This is a genomic window from Ilumatobacter sp., assembly GCF_965215205.1.
GTDB lineage: Bacteria > Actinomycetota > Acidimicrobiia > Acidimicrobiales > Ilumatobacteraceae > Ilumatobacter_A.
On the sequence record NZ_OZ244049.1, the window covers coordinates 2,859,931 to 2,874,099 of the forward strand.

Genomic DNA, 14,169 nt, shown 5'->3' on the forward strand with positions numbered 1-14,169 from the left:
GAGCACCGCTACGGTCGCGCCGATGAGCGAACCCTCCTCCCTCGACGGAACGGTCCTGGTGACCGGCGGTGCCGGCTACATCGGCTCGCACACCGTCCGCGCGCTGCGCGAGGCCGGGCGCGACGTCGTCGTGCTCGACTCGCTCGAGCTCGGTCGGCGCGAAGCGGTGATCGACGCCCCCCTCGTCGTGGGCGAGATCTCCGACCGCGATCTGGTCAGCGCCACGTGCGGCGATCACGGCGTCACCCAGCTCGTCCACTTCGCGGCCTACAAGTCGGTCGGCGAGTCGATGGGCTCGCCGGAGAAGTACTGGCGCAACAACGTGGCCGGCTCGGTCGAGCTGTACGAGGCGTGCATGGCCGCCGGCGTGCGCGACGTCGTGTTCTCGTCATCGTGCTCGGTCTACGGCACCCCACCCGAGGTCCCGGTCACCGAGACGGCTCCGATCCAGCCCGAGAGCGTCTACGCCGAGTCCAAGGCGATGGTGGAGAGGATCCTCTCCTGGTACGGCCAGACGAACGGGCTCAACTCGGTGAGCCTGCGCTACTTCAACGCCGCCGGCGCCAGCTTCGACGGTCGCATCGGGGAGGACTGGACGCACTCCATCAACCTGGTCCCGGTCGTGATGAAGGCGCTGCTGCTCGGGGACCGCGAGCTGGCCGTGTTCGGTGACGACTACGACACCCCCGACGGCACCTGCATCCGCGACTACATCCACGTCGACGACCTGGCGGACGCCCACGTCAAGGCGCTCGCGTACCTCGGACGCGGTGGCGCGTCGACCGCGGTCAACGTCGGGACCGGTACCGGCTCGTCGGTCCTCGACGTGATCCAAGCGTCCGAGCGGGTGTCGGGCGACCCTGTCCCCTACTCGATGGAGCCCCGGCGAGACGGCGACCCGATCGCGACCTTCGCAGATCCCACCTTCGCGGAGGAGACGCTCGGGTGGCGAGCCCGCTACGACCTCGACGAGATCATCGAGACGGCGTACGCCTGGCATCGCAGCCAGCTCGACCAGGGCCGCTGACGCCTCGCCGCATCCCCACCTCCGAGAGGATCGTCACCCTCGATCCAGCAGCCGACGGGCGCGACGACGGGCGATTCCCGCCACCGTGCGACCCGCCGCGGCGATCCGATCGAGGTCGCTCGGCACCGGGGTGCTGCGGTTGCGCGAGCTGTCGCACGCCGCGAGGGCGCGCTCCCAGCGCTCGACCCGCTCGATGAAGTCGTCGGGTAGCGGATCGGCGGTGAGCAGCCAGTCGCAGTGCACGCCCTCGGGATCGCCCGAGATCACCGGCTCGGGATCCCACTCGGAGTACGGCGAGATGCGGTGGTACCGGTAGCCGAGCCCGTCGAGGGCGGCGGTCAGCTCGATCCCGTGGTCGTGGCCACGGCGGTGCAGCACCTCCACGATCACGCTCGGCCGGTGACGGCGCAGCGTCCCCACCGCCCCCGCGACCACGTCGGGCTCGAAGGTCTCGACGTCGATCTTCACGACCGACGGCGCGATCGAGGAGCGCGCCACGTGGTCGTCCATCGTGGTGACGTCGACATCCACCGTCCCGGTGCTCGCCTTGAACCCCTCGACCATCGAGTTGCTCGCATCGGACTTCGCCGAGAGGTGGAGCTTCGCCGTCCCGGGCTCGCGACCCAGCGCCGACTCGACCACGGCGTACCCGAGCCCGTTGACCCGCTCGATCACGCGTGCGATCCGCGCGGTCTCGGGCGTGGGCTCGAAGGCCACCACCGCGCCGGGAGAGAACAGCGACGAGCACAGGACCGAGTACAGCCCGACGTTGGCTCCGACGTCGAAGAAGGCGAACCCGTCCTCCTGCATCTCGCACAGGGCGAGGAAGGTGGCGATCGTCGAGGGCTCGTACCCGGCGAGCCCCTCGCGGCGCAGCATGCGCTGGACGGCGGTCGAGCTGCCGTCGACGACGTCGACGTGCGACGGCCCACCGCGACGGCGCGACGGCGGCAGGGGGATGAACAGCGGCACCCGCCGATCCTGTCAGACCGGGGGCGTGCGGGGCGACGATGCCGGGGCGTCGGCGTCGAGCTCCCACGGGGCCGCGTACGGGAACCGGCGACGCAGGAACACCTCCACCCGGGCGCGCACCGCCTCGTGCTCGCCGGGCGGGATGTCCCCGTCGTTCAGGCACAGGGTGTCGAACGGAGAGCCCAGCAGAGCGTCGAGGCGATCGGACAGGTTCGGGCCCGACAGGTTGAGGTACTGGTAGTTGATCGTCCCCTCCTGGGTCCGCCCGATCGCCTCGCCGTAGCGGTGGTGCATCGCCGCCGCGAACGAGATGTCGCTCGTGGAGCGGAAGCGCGAGAGGCTGGTCTCCTTGAACGCGTCGGCGAACACCTCCTCCATCTCGTACAGCAGCGAGCGCTGCTGGGGGTGGGGGGTGTGCTTGATCTTCGTGGTGGGCGCCCACCCGGTCACGGCGAACAGGTGCTGCTGCAGGTTCTTGCCGGCGTTGTCGACCGAGGTCTCGAACGGCGACGGGTCGCGTGGCTCGAAGCGCGCCTTGGACGGGAAGAAGCGGGTCCGCCCCGATCGGTCGACGTAGGTCGACCATTCGGCCGGTCGGCCGAAGAAGACGTCGTCGTTGAGGTACAGGTAGTGCTCGGCGAGGCCGTCGATGTGGTGCAGCTGGGACTCGATGGCGTGGGAGTTGAACGTCGGCAGCGCCGCCGGGTCACCGAAGATCTCGGTGTGGTCGACCACGCGCATCCGCTCGTGGTCCACGTCGAGCCACGCCGGGACCTGCCGGTCGGTGACGAGGTGGATCGTCCCGACCCACGCGACGTTCTGCCACAGGGATCGCATCGAGTAGCGCAGCTCGTCGAAGGAGCGGTAGCGCTCGGACGACGAGCCGTCACGGCTCGTCGACGCCGCGACGCCCAGCGCACGGTCGCGACGCCGACGCCACTCGGGATCGTCGCCGTCGACCCACGTGTAGACGACGTCGATCGGGAACGGCGGCTCGGTGCCTCGCTGGAACCAGCGGAACTCGGGGGCGGTCGCCAGCTCGATCCCGCCGACGACCACCTCGGAGCTCGTCAGGCGATCGCGCCCCATGGAGGACGCGATCCGGTTGGCCACCGGTGAGCGCAGCTGGACCGGGACGTCCGAACCGATGACCGTCGGCCGCTCGGCCGCCGTCCCGTCGTCCTGGGTGTCGGCGGCGTCACGATCACGGTGCTCGTCCCAGAACTGCAGGGTGCAGCGGTGGTCGCGCCCGATCGGCGCGTCACCGGCCGGCGACGCGTGGCACGTGAAGACGTCGATCGCCGAGCCCTCCTCCACGCGCCGGCGGGTGGCGGCCGACGCCTCGCCCCACGGCTCGGCGAAGGAGCGCTGGTCATGGGCGACGACGGCTCGGGCACGAGGCCCTCGAGAGCGGCGAGCACCCGGGGGCGCTGGTCGGCGGGGACGCCGATCGCCGTGCGGAACGTGCTGCCCGTCGGGACGAGGAAGTGCGCCACGCCGGCCGACGTGCAGATCCGGTCGACCAGCTCGAGGTTGGCGATGCGGACGTCGTCGGTGCGCAGCGCGCTCTCCGCCCGGGCGACCCACCACGACGACTCGGACCGCGCCCACACGTGCCCGGGCGGGAGGTCGCCGATCCGGCGTCGCAGTCGGGAGCGGACCAGGGTGGAGCGGCTCGCCGAGGCCCACCCCCGCAGGCTCCGGCGAACCGAGAAGTACCCGTCGAGCAGATCGGCCCGCCGCAGGATGGCGATCACCACCGAACGCACCGGGTGAACCCTACATGAACTCCCGGAGGCGGCTGGATGAACGTGCCGGCCGGGCCCGGGCCACCCGACGACGCGACGACTCAGCCGGCGACGGAGCTGGGGTGGTGCTGGATCGACCGCATCCGGTCGAGCCAGCCGAGGAGGATCGCGATCGCACGCGGGTCGTGGCGGAGGCGGTGGCCGGCACCGCTCAGCAGGCTGAGCTCGGCGTCGCCGTGGGCGTTGACCAGCTGGCGCGCGTCGGACACCGGCACGCTGTCGTCCTCGTCGCCGTGCATCACGAGCATCGGGCGGGGGGCGAAGCGGCGCGCCGAGGCGACCGGCCGGAAGCGGCGGAACTCGCGCGTCCACTCGTCGATCGACGCCGGGAACCGACGATCGTGGATCGCCCCGATCTCGCGCGCGTGGTCGAGGAGCCGACGTGGGTGGTCCGCCCAGTCGTCGAAGTCGGCGCGTGGGCTGAGCAGGCCGACCGCCGTCACCCGTGGATCGTCGGCACCCACGCACACCGCGATGGAACCCCCGGTGTTCGTCCCGAGCAGGATCACCCCCGTCGACTCGCTCACCGTCATCAGGTGGGAGATGGCGTTGCGCAGGTCGTCGACCCACCCCTGCAGCGAGAAGTCACCCTGGCTCCTTCCGCACCCGCGGAAGTTGAACGTCATCGTCACGCAGTTCAAAGTGTTCGCCGCACGGTCCATCAGCTGGGGGAACGTCCCCGCCGAGCGCTCCGCGTCGAGAGGGCCGATCGGGAAGCCGTGGCACAGGATGATCCCGGGCCCGGGTTGCGCGTCTCCCGGCGGTCGACCGACGTGGCACACCAGCTCGAGGCCGTGGGAGACGAACGTCGAATCCATCCCCGGCACGTTCGGCTCCGTTCAGGCCCGCGGGGCGCGGTGCCGCCGCTTCTCGCCCGGCTTCGCGAGGCTGTAGCCGCGGTTCTTCGCCTCGGCGAGGGTGTCGGGGGCGAACACGAGCCCGACTCCGGCCGCGGCGATCTCGTCGATGACGGCGTGGTCATCGAGGGTCTCGAGGTCGTAGACGAGCTGGGTCCGCTTGTCGCCGATCAGGTTGTAGCCCTCGTACTTCGGGTGGTGCGCCACGACGGTGGAAGCTACTCCACCCCGCCGCCGGCGGAGGCATCTCGACCACCCGCGGGCGGCGGGTTCACGGGGAGTTGCGGCACACCTCGACCCCGACCGCGAACCCCCACCGGTCGACGAGGCGGGGGTCGGTGCACCTCCCGACGGGAACCTCGGCCCGCCGGGCGAGCAGCTCGGCGATCCACGTGCTCACGCGAGCCGCCGCCGGTGCGTCGACGTGGGTGAAGTCGACGAAATCGGAGCCGCCGAGCGCGCGCGGCATGGAGATCACGTCCACGGCGGCCCGCTCCCCGAGCTCGCTGATCGCGGCCGTCGCCAGCGCCGCGTCGCGATCGCCCCCCGGAAGCTGCGCTCGGAGCCGGTCGGGCGACGGGAGCTCGACGAGCACGACCTCGACCCCCGCGGCGTGCGACGCCTCGATCGCGTCGACGATCGCCGCGGTGTCGGCGGGGTCGATCGCGAAGTCCGCGAGGCGGGCTCGCTGCACGGCGGCACGCACCGGCGAGGTGTCGACCGTGAAGTCGATCCGCTCGCCGTCGGGACCCGTCGTCGCGTCGAGCGCCGCGAGCTCGGCCGCTCGCTCGTCGGCGGCACCCCCGACGACGGACGCCGGATCCCGCAGGATGCGGCGCGAGCGGACCAGCTCCGAGGTGCGGCCGACCGCTCGGTCGAGCGACGCCAGCCAGCCGGACCGCGTCTCCACCGCGCTCCGGTACGCGTCGAGCTGGTCCGCCCCGTACGCCGGCGCGAGATCGAGCGGCGTCAGGCCCCACACGACGAGGTCGGGCCCCAGTCGCTCCTGCACCTCGTCGACGAGCCAGGGCCCGGTCACCGTCGGGACCGCGCCGGCCAGGCCGACGTTGAGGGCGCTGCGACCGGCGGGGTCCGCAGCGGTGAACGCCGCCGGGACGAACGCCTGCGCGGCCGCCGAGGTCCCGGCGAAGACCACGTCCACGTCGTCTCCCGCCGCGCCGCGCCGGTCCATGGCGGCGACCGCACGCTGCGCTCCGGCGTCGTACCACCGGATCTCCGGTGGCGCTTCGGCGACCGCGACGCGGGCGAGCACCTCGGCGAGCAGGACGACCGCGACCACGGCCGCGACCCACCCGAGGGCGGGTCGACCGGTCGGCAGCACCTCCAGGCGGCCGTCGTCCACCGGGTCGGGCGGGGTCGGGGCACGGCGCGACACCGGGTGGGCAGCGTGGGCGCGGGTCGGCGGCTCGGTGCTCATCAGAACTGGAAGTAGATGAACGGGCTGGGGATGCCGCCGGAGTAGACGACGATCGCGACGACCGCCACCCCGGCGAGGACTCCACGCCCGGCCGAGCTCGCGGGGAGGCGCCGGGCCGACACGAGGTCGGCGCCGCACGACCCCGCGACGCGACGGGGCGAGAGCGACCCGGCGGGGGCCCGGGCGGGGGTGCGCTCGCCGTCGGCGCCGTCGCGGTCGCGCTCCGCCACGTTCGACTCGTCGGCGCGCCGCTGCGCGAGGTCGAGGGCGACGGTGACGACGGCGAACACGGCGACCAGGCCGACGCTCCCCCAGGCCCGGCGGCCCGCCAGGGGCGTCGCGAGGGCGGACAGGACCGCGCCGGCGTCGGCCAGCGTGGCCGCGCGGAAGAACACCATCGACGCGCACCAGATCGCGAACGTGGCGAGGATGGCGGGGACCTGGGTGATCGACAGCCTCCGCACCGGGACCCGCCCTCCGGCGACCAGGCGGTGCACGACCAGGGCGACCCCGTGGATCGCTCCCCAGACGACGAAGTTCCACGAGGCGCCGTGCCACAGCCCGCCGAGCAGCATCGTGATCATCAGGTTGCGGATCGTCGCGACCCCGCTCCCCCGGTTGCCGCCGAGCGGGATGTACAGGTACTCGCGCAGCCAGTCGGAGAGGCTGACGTGCCACCGGCGCCAGAACTCGGTGATGTTGCGTGACAGGTACGGCTGGCGGAAGTTGACCATCAGGTCGATGCCGAACAGCTCCGACACCCCCCGGGCCATGTCCGTGTAGCCGCTGAAGTCGCCGTAGAGCTGGATCGCGAACGCGACGACCCCTGCGGCGACCGCGATCCCCGACGCACCGCCCGGGTCGGCGAACACCTCGTCGACGACCGGCGCGATCCCGTCCGCGAGCACGACCTTCTTGAACAGCCCCGACAGGAACAGCGACATCGCCCGGTCCAGGTCGCGGCCCCGGGGGAACGTGCGCGCCGCGGGCGTCGCGATGCGCGGCAGCAACCGCTGCGCCCTCTCGATCGGCCCCGCGACGAGCTGTGGGAAGTAGGCGACGTAGGTCGCGAAGACGACGAGATCGGCCGTCGGTTCGATCCGTCGTCGGTGGACGTCGAAGGAGTACGAGATGGTCTGGAAGGTGTAGAAGCTGATCCCCACGGGGAGGAGGACCTCCAACGTCGGGCCGGCGGCCGAGAGCCCGAGCCCGCCGAGCAGCTCGTTCGCGCTGTCGACGAAGAACCCCGCGTACTTGAACACGGCGAGCACCCCGAGGTTGACCACGAGGCTGACCGCCAGCAGGCGCGAACGGGACCGCTCGTCGCGGCTCGCGCCGATGGCGAGGCCGACCGCGAAGTCCACGACCGTCGACAGCGCGATCAGGGCGAGGAAGCGCCAGTCCCACCAGCCGTAGAACACGTAGGACGCGACGAGCAGGACCAGGTTCCGCTTCTGCGGCGGCACGGCCCAGTGCGCGATCAGCACGAGGGGCAGGAACGCCGCGAAGGTGATCGAGTTGAAGACCATCGCTCAGCTGCCGAGCGCCCCGGCCACCCGCTCGCTGATCAGCGCTCGGCCGGCCGAGTCGAGGTGGGTGAGGTCGACGAAGAGGTCCTCGGGGGTCGCATCGGACAGGTCGAGCAGATCGCCGCCGACCTCCGCGGCGATCTCCCGGTAGCGCGCCACGATCGCGTCGTGCCCCCGACGTCCGTCCGGATGGAGGTCCGCCATCGCGTCGCTCGTCGGCAGGACGACGAGCAGCACCTCGCGCCCGTCGGCGACGATCGCGTCGATCAGCGCGCGCTCGGCTGCGGACCGGCCGACGCACGCCTCGGCCCCGAACGACTGCCGGGCGGTGTTGATCTCGAGCTGCAGGTCGAAGGTCTCGGGGTCGAACTCCTCGGCGATCACCGCACGCCCGGCCGCTCCCTCACCGAACACCTCGCGGTTCGCGTCGAGCACCGCCCCGGTGTAGGTGGGCTCGCGCCCTCCGATGATCCGCAGCGCCGGTGCGACGTCGCCCAGGCCCACCGACTCGTACGCCCGTGCACGGAGCTCGGCCGCGGAGGCGACCGCTGCGATCTGCTCGTCCTCGCAGGCGCGGAACGCGATCCAGGTGTTGAACCCGAGCACCACCGTCGAGGGATCGACGGCGTCCCACCCCGTTCCGGTGAGCATCTCGTACCACCACCCCTGCAGGTCGAGCGGGAGCGCGCCGAGCCCGGCGTTGTACGTCTCCCGACCGGTCGACCCCGTGACGGCCAGCGGATCGAACCCCCGCAGGGCGGTCGACGGACCCATCATCAGCACGTCGACCCGACGCTCGACGCGGGCGAGGTCGATCAGGTGGACGAGGGCGTTCGCGTTGTACCACAGGTCGCTGCCGAACACCACGGGCGCGGTCGCTCGCAGGGCGATCGCGACGTCGTCGTTGGCGCCGGCGACGCGGCCGGCCGCGGCGACCACCGCGTCGATCTCGTCGGCGTCCCCGGGGGTGGACGCGCACCCGTCGGCGAGCAGCAGCCGGTCGCGAAGAGCGTCGCCGATCCGGTCCGCGTCGTCTCCCCCGCGCCAGTCCTCGAGCTCGACGTCGGCGGTCACCAGATCCGCGACGCGCACGATCGCGTCCGCGACGTCGACGGCCGCGACCGCCCACGCGTCGGGATCGTCGCACCGGCGAGCGAGGTTCGACGACGCCACCAGCGCGGCGTCGAGGGCGTCTCGCGCCTCGGACGACGGGACGCCGGCGACGGCTCGATCGAGCTCGTCGACCGGGATCGCGCGACCGGGGGCTCCTCCGCCCGGGGCGGCGGCGCTCGCTCCGCCGACGTCGCAGCTGTCGAGCTCGACGTCGTTGCCGTACTCGTCCTCGACGACCAGCGGGACGCACTCGGAGCGGGCGTCGCTCCCGAGGTCGGGGGCGTCGCCCGGTGCGAGGGGGGCGACGTCCGCCTCGAGCTCGACCCGACCGCACCCGGCGAGCGCCGTGGCCACGCAGACGGCCGTGCAGACCAGCACGCCAGCGCTCCGTCGCGCACGGTCGACGCCCACCTCGGCGACGCTACCCGTCCGCGAGTCCGGCCGACGTGAAGCCCGGCACGGGGCCGGACGCGACGATGCCAGGCCCGGCGGGCCTGGCATCGATCGGACTGTCGGGACTGATTCCGTCATCTCCACCGTCGACCGGAGTCGGGGTGGACGCCGCTGGGACCAGCTGCGGCGACGGGGATCAGCGGTGGTTGGCGTGGATTCGCCAGGCCGGTCCAGCCGGTTGACCTAGCGGCCAACCACCTCCAGGGTCCCATTCGAATTCTCTGACATCGTGTGGACCACCTCCTCTCTCTGGTCCGCACATTCCAGCACAGCTCACGCCCGCCGTCACCTCGGTTTCGGAAGAAATCCCACTCGCGCGATCGTGATCGCTCAGGCGCAGTGGATCCGCAGCGCACCGGGGTGGACGCGCACGTCGAGCGACGTCACCTCGTCGTCGGCGTCGCCGTCGCGCTGGCTGGCCACGGAGCGGGACCACTCGATCTCGACGTGCTCGGCCTGGGCGCGCACCAGGTGCCGGCGCTCGACGTCGCGACGCAGCGCGAGCTTGACGATCACCCCCAGGAACCGGCTGAGCGACTCGGCGCGGATGACGGCCACGTCGAGCAGGCCGTCGTCGATCTCGGCATCCGGAGCGACGTGGAAGTCGTCCGACGCCCGCTCGCCGATGTTCATCGTGACCACGCTCATGGCCGGGCCGTCGTGGAGCTGCACCCCGTCGCAGCGCACGGTGACGTGCACCGGGTCCTCGTCGCGCAACCGCTTGATGCCCTCGACCGCGAAGCGGACCTGGCCCAGGGTTGCGTCGCTGTGGTCGGCCGCGTCACCGATCACCGCGGCGTCGTAGCCCGACGACGAGTTCAGGACGAACACGCCGGCCTCGCTCCGGCCGACGTCCATCGCGCGCGAACGTCCGGCGACGATCGCGTCGACCGTGGTGTCGAGCGAATCCAGGCCCATGGTCTTGGAGACCAGGTTGACGGTACCCGAGCGCACCGGGACGACCGTGACGTCGCGCAGCGCCGCTCCCCCGCCTCCGCCGGCATCCCACAGGCCACCGATCACCAGGTTGAGCGCGCCGTCACCTCCCACCGAGGCGATCGTGTCGACGCCCTCGGAGACGACCCGGGCGATCACCTCGCGCACCTCCTCCTCCCCGGTGGTCTCGATCAGCTCCACCTCGACGTCGTCGACGTCGTCGAACGCGGCGACGAACTCCGCCGCCTCCTCGGTGTCGGGCTGGGCGATCGCGACCAGGCGCCGGTGGTGCGCGTCGGGCGGGGTGGCGGGGTCGCTCACGTGGATCTCCTCGGGCTGGGGGGACGGGCCGTGCGCCGCGCCGCCGTCGACACACTGTGCCAGACGCCGGGCCCGACCGTCGTCCCGCCCCGAGTCGCTCGGGGGGGTCGCTCCGAGAGGGCGCTCGGGGAGGTCGCTCGCCGACGTCGGGCCGCCGCTAGCTTCGCCCCGGTGCGCGTTCGCCGGACCCGACCCTCGCTGCGGGAGCTGTTCGACGCCCACGAGGGCCGCCTCGTCCACAAGGTCGACCACTACTTCCCGATCTACGAGCGCCACCTCGGTCGCTTCGTCGGGCGTCGCCCGCGGGTGCTCGAGATCGGGGTGGCCCAGGGCGGGTCGCTCGAGCTGTGGCACCGCTGGTTCGGCCGGGGCACGGTGACGATCGGCGTCGATGTCGAGGAGCGCTCGACGGCGTTCCGGGGCCGGCGACGCCACATCGAGATCGGCGACCAGGGCGATGTCGCCTTCCTGCGCCGGGTCGCCGAGGAGCACGGACCCTTCGACATCGTGCTCGACGACGGCAGCCACCGCGCCGAGCACCAGGTGCTCCTGCTCGAGACGCTGTGGGACGACCTCGCCGCCGACGGCGTGCTGATCGTCGAGGACCTGCACACCGACTACTGGCCGAGCTACGGCGGTGGGCACCTCCGGCCGGGCACGTTCATCGAGCGGGTCAAACCCCTGCTCGACGACGTCAACGCCCACAACTCGCGCGAGGAGAGCTTCCGGCCGACCCGCTTCACCGAGACCCTCGTCGGGATCCACGTCTACGACAGCGTGGTCGTGCTCGAGCGCGGCGACCACCGGCCGTACACGACGTCGATGGCCGGCCGCCCGGTCTTCGACACCGTCAACGACCTCCCGATCGACGACGCGATCCCCGCCGACCACCTCGCCCGGATCGCGCGGATGAACCGTCCGACGCGGCGCCTGCGCCGCGCGCTGCGTCACCCCGGGCTCGTGGTCCGAGCCGTCGAGCGACGGGCACCCGGCCGACGGCGCGACGTCACTCGATGACGTCGTCGAGCGGCGCCCGGGGCCCGACCGCCCCGATCGCCTCGAAGTACGCGAGGTGCGCCTCGACGACGTGCACCGCGTCGACGTCGTCGAGCAGGTCGACGTCGTTGCGGTCCGCCTCACCGAGCAGGTACGCGGTGAGGCCGTCCTCGGTGATCACGACGCGGTCGTCGATGCTCTGGCGCTGGTCGATCACCCGGTCGGGTTGGAGGCCGTGGGTGTGCAGCCACTGCATGTGGAACACGAGCAGCTGCTCGACCTCGCCCGGGGTGAGGCGTGCCTGGCTGTCGACGGGGATCCGGTCGCACACGAAGTCGGTCGCCTCGTCGAGCGAGTAGACCGCTCGCGGAGCGACCGAGTCGAGCCGGTGCGCCTCGCGACCGACGACCAGCGCGGCGATGACGAACACGGCGAGCGCCGCGACCACCGCGAAGACGACCACCGTCGGATCCATCACCGTCACGCTACCCACCGACGCGCGCCCGACTCCGCCCGATCCGCCCGAGGTCGGGACGCGCCGAGGGCGGGCCGCCCCCCGGCGACCCGCCCTCGATCGAGCGTCGGCGACGCGCGGGGATCAGATCCCGATCCGCTGCGCCAGCTGCTCGCGGTGGTAGGTCGGATCGCCGAACAGCAGCTCGGAGCTCTTCGCCCGCTTGAAGTAGAGGTGCGCGGGGTGCTCCCAGGTGAAGCCGATGCCACCGTGGATCTGGATGTTCTCGGCGGCGGCGTGGAAGTACGCCTCCGAGCAGTACGCCTTGGCCAGCGACGCGGTCGAGGCGAGCTCGTCGTTCATCTCCGACGCGCACCACATGCCGTAGTAGGCGGCCGACTTCGCCGACTCGACCTCGAGCAGCATGTCGGCGCACTTGTGCTTGATCGCCTGGAACGAACCGATCGGGCGGCCGAACTGGACGCGCACCTTGGCGTACTCGACGGCCATCTCGAGCACCTTCTGCGCGCCGCCGACCTGCTCGGCGGCGAGGCCGACCACGATCAGGTCCATGACCTTCGACAGGGTGTCCCACCCGGAGCCCTCGGAGCCGATCGGGGTGGCGGCCACCCCGTCGAACTCGAGCTTGGCCTGCTTGCGGGTCTGGTCCATCGTCGACAGCGCGGTGCGGGTGAGGCCGTCGGCGTCGCCCTTCACCGCGTACAGGCTCGTGCCCGAGCCCGACTTCGCGGCGACGATGATCAGGTCGGCGATGTGGCCGTCGAGCACGAACGACTTGGTGCCGGACAGCTTCGTGTCGGCGCCGGATCCCGTCGCCTCCATCTCGATGCCGGACTCGTCCCACTTGCCCGACGGCTCGACGTAGGCGACCGTGGCGATCGTCTCGCCGGCGGCGATGCCGGGGAGGTGCTCCTGCTTGGCGTCGTCGTCACCGCTGTGCAGCAGGACGTTGGCCGCCATCACGGAGGTCGAGAAGAACGGGGCGCACAGCAGCGCGCGGCCCATCTCCTCGAGCACGATGCCCAGCTCGACGAAGCTGTAGCCCGAGCCGCCGTACTCCTCGGGGATCGCCAGGCCCTGGAGGCCCATCTGCTCGCCCATCTGCTTCCAGACGGCGTCGTCGTAGCCCTTCTCGGTCTCCATCTGCTCGCGCACGTCGGCCTCGGCCGACTTGTTCTCGAGGAACGAGCGGACCGTCTCGCGCAGGGCGTCCTGCTCTTCGGTGAATGCAAAGTTCATGGACGCACTGTGCACCACCTTGCCCCCCGACGACGAATCTGGTTGTGTACACACGTGGACACGACCCCGGGCGCAGCTCGCCCGTGAGCACCGATGGCGACGACGCCCGCACCGTCGGCGTGCGCGAGCTGCGCGCCGGGTTGGCCGACGCCGTGCGGCGAGCCGCGGCGGGGGAGCGCACGGTCGTGACGTCGTCGGGCCGGCCCGTCGCGCAGCTCGCCCCCCTCGACGCGGACGCTCCCGACCTCGAGCGCCTCCTCGGTTCCGGTGCCGTCCTCCCACCCCGGCGCGGCGGCACGTGGCGAGCGCCCGAGCCCGTGGCCGTCTGGGCCGGCGTCCGCATCGACCAGGTCCTGCGCGACCTCCGGGGCTGACCGTCGTGGCGCCTCGTCGACCCACCCGCCACCGCCCTCCCACCTCCGGTCGCGAACGAGCGCGCCCCGGGCACCGCATCGCGACCAGACCGGTGGCCGCCGACGTGGCGGCGGCCGAGGTGGCGGGCGTGGCGACCGCCGACGTGGTGGCGGGCGTGGCGGCGGCCGTGGCGCGGGGCGGCGGTCGGAGGGGGACGTCGTGACGGTCGTGCTCGACACCTCCGCCGTGCTCGCGGTCGCGGTGGACGGACCGCAGCGCAGGGCCGTGCTCGCCGCGCTCGCCGAGGACCCGGTGTGGGCGGCCTCGGCGCTCGTGCTCACCGAAGCCCTGCCCGCCATCGACGGGCTCACCGACGACGAGCACCTCCGCCTCGACCTGGAGGACGCGGTCCGACGGGTCTGGGACCACCTCCACCTCGTCCCCGTCGACCAGCGCTGCCTCGACGGCGCCGCCGCCCTGGCCCGCTCCCAGCCGGTGCGGCTGACCGACGCGATCCACTTCGCGGCGGCAGCTCGGCTCCCGCACCCGATCCGCTTCGTCACCTTCGACCCGGCCCACATCGGGGTGGCGATGGGCCTCGGCTACGAGGTGATCAGCACCTGAGGGCGCGCGGCGCGTCTCGCCGCATCT

Annotated in this window: 14 protein-coding genes; 4 read left to right on the forward strand and 10 right to left on the reverse strand. The window is 72.3% G+C overall.

Annotated features, from left to right (window positions below):
* The first annotated feature begins 22 nt into the window (after window positions 1-22).
* Window positions 23-1,027, forward strand: coding sequence for a UDP-glucose 4-epimerase GalE (galE, locus tag ACOOHC_RS13295; protein ID WP_420450891.1), 1,005 nt, complete (start codon window positions 23-25; stop codon window positions 1,025-1,027).
* Window positions 1,028-1,060: 33 nt separating this feature from the next.
* Here the strand turns inward: galE and ACOOHC_RS13300 are convergent, their stop codons facing one another.
* The 8 genes from ACOOHC_RS13300 to ACOOHC_RS13335 all read right to left on the reverse strand — a co-directional run bounded on the left by ACOOHC_RS13300 (window position 1,061) and on the right by ACOOHC_RS13335 (window position 10,454).
* Window positions 1,061-1,999, reverse strand: a complete 939-nt coding sequence (locus ACOOHC_RS13300) for an FkbM family methyltransferase (protein ID WP_420450892.1) — start codon at window positions 1,997-1,999, stop codon at window positions 1,061-1,063.
* A 12-nt stretch (window positions 2,000-2,011) separates the two neighbouring features.
* Entirely contained in the window at window positions 2,012-3,316 is a 1,305-nt protein-coding gene (locus tag ACOOHC_RS13305) for a stealth family protein (RefSeq protein WP_420450893.1), read from the reverse strand.
* 532 nt (window positions 3,317-3,848) lie between these two features.
* The gene (locus tag ACOOHC_RS13310) at window positions 3,849-4,625 is read right to left on the reverse strand and encodes an alpha/beta hydrolase (protein ID WP_420450894.1); all 777 of its coding nucleotides are present in this window, start codon (window positions 4,623-4,625) and stop codon (window positions 3,849-3,851) included.
* Window positions 4,626-4,646: 21 nt separating this feature from the next.
* A complete protein-coding gene (locus ACOOHC_RS13315; protein WP_420450895.1) occupies window positions 4,647-4,871 on the reverse strand; it encodes a hypothetical protein in 225 nt (74 codons plus the stop codon).
* Window positions 4,872-4,935: 64 nt separating this feature from the next.
* A complete protein-coding gene (locus tag ACOOHC_RS13320; RefSeq protein ID WP_420450896.1) occupies window positions 4,936-6,102 on the reverse strand; it encodes a hypothetical protein in 1,167 nt (388 codons plus the stop codon).
* Complete coding sequence (locus tag ACOOHC_RS13325) at window positions 6,102-7,631, reverse strand: MBOAT family O-acyltransferase (protein WP_420450897.1); 1,530 nt, start codon at window positions 7,629-7,631, stop codon at window positions 6,102-6,104. The genes ACOOHC_RS13320 and ACOOHC_RS13325 overlap by 1 nt, the downstream gene beginning before the upstream one ends.
* 3 nt (window positions 7,632-7,634) lie before the next feature.
* On the reverse strand, window positions 7,635-9,122 hold the full coding sequence (locus ACOOHC_RS13330) for a hypothetical protein (protein WP_420450898.1): 1,488 nt from the start codon (window positions 9,120-9,122) through the stop codon (window positions 7,635-7,637).
* A gap of 405 nt (window positions 9,123-9,527) precedes the next feature.
* Window positions 9,528-10,454: a diacylglycerol/lipid kinase family protein gene (locus ACOOHC_RS13335; protein WP_420450899.1), complete on the reverse strand. Its 927-nt coding sequence runs from the start codon at window positions 10,452-10,454 to the stop codon at window positions 9,528-9,530.
* A gap of 171 nt (window positions 10,455-10,625) precedes the next feature.
* On the opposite strand from ACOOHC_RS13335, the gene ACOOHC_RS13340 reads away from it, so the two are divergent.
* Window positions 10,626-11,471 (forward strand): class I SAM-dependent methyltransferase, encoded by an 846-nt coding sequence (locus ACOOHC_RS13340; RefSeq protein ID WP_420450900.1) that lies wholly within the window; start codon window positions 10,626-10,628, stop codon window positions 11,469-11,471.
* On the opposite strand, the gene ACOOHC_RS13345 is transcribed toward ACOOHC_RS13340, so the two are convergent.
* Both ACOOHC_RS13345 and ACOOHC_RS13350 read right to left on the reverse strand, forming a co-directional pair.
* Window positions 11,461-11,925 (reverse strand): hypothetical protein, encoded by a 465-nt coding sequence (locus ACOOHC_RS13345; RefSeq protein ID WP_420450901.1) that lies wholly within the window; start codon window positions 11,923-11,925, stop codon window positions 11,461-11,463. The genes ACOOHC_RS13340 and ACOOHC_RS13345 overlap by 11 nt on opposite strands.
* Before the next feature lie 123 nt (window positions 11,926-12,048).
* A complete protein-coding gene (locus tag ACOOHC_RS13350) occupies window positions 12,049-13,164 on the reverse strand; it encodes an acyl-CoA dehydrogenase family protein (RefSeq protein WP_420450902.1) in 1,116 nt (371 codons plus the stop codon).
* Between the two features lie 83 nt (window positions 13,165-13,247).
* On the opposite strand from ACOOHC_RS13350, the gene ACOOHC_RS13355 reads away from it, so the two are divergent.
* Both ACOOHC_RS13355 and ACOOHC_RS13360 read left to right on the forward strand, forming a co-directional pair.
* On the forward strand, window positions 13,248-13,538 hold the full coding sequence (locus tag ACOOHC_RS13355) for a type II toxin-antitoxin system Phd/YefM family antitoxin (protein WP_420450903.1): 291 nt from the start codon (window positions 13,248-13,250) through the stop codon (window positions 13,536-13,538).
* Window positions 13,539-13,737: 199 nt separating this feature from the next.
* The gene (locus ACOOHC_RS13360) at window positions 13,738-14,142 is read left to right on the forward strand and encodes a PIN domain-containing protein (protein WP_420450904.1); all 405 of its coding nucleotides are present in this window, start codon (window positions 13,738-13,740) and stop codon (window positions 14,140-14,142) included.
* The last annotated feature ends 27 nt before the right edge of the window (window positions 14,143-14,169 follow it).

Bases quoted from the DNA above. Each gene is read 5' to 3' on its own strand.
- galE (WP_420450891.1), top strand. From the start codon at position 23: ATGAGCGAACCCTCCTCCCTCGACGGAACGGTCCTGGTGACCGGCGGT.
- ACOOHC_RS13310 (WP_420450894.1), bottom strand. From the start codon at position 4,625: ATGGATTCGACGTTCGTCTCCCACGGCCTCGAGCTGGTGTGCCACGTC.
- ACOOHC_RS13320 (WP_420450896.1), bottom strand. From the start codon at position 6,102: ATGAGCACCGAGCCGCCGACCCGCGCCCACGCTGCCCACCCGGTGTCG.
- ACOOHC_RS13325 (WP_420450897.1), bottom strand. From the start codon at position 7,631: ATGGTCTTCAACTCGATCACCTTCGCGGCGTTCCTGCCCCTCGTGCTG.
- ACOOHC_RS13345 (WP_420450901.1), bottom strand. From the start codon at position 11,925: ATGGATCCGACGGTGGTCGTCTTCGCGGTGGTCGCGGCGCTCGCCGTG.
- ACOOHC_RS13350 (WP_420450902.1), bottom strand. From the start codon at position 13,164: ATGAACTTTGCATTCACCGAAGAGCAGGACGCCCTGCGCGAGACGGTC.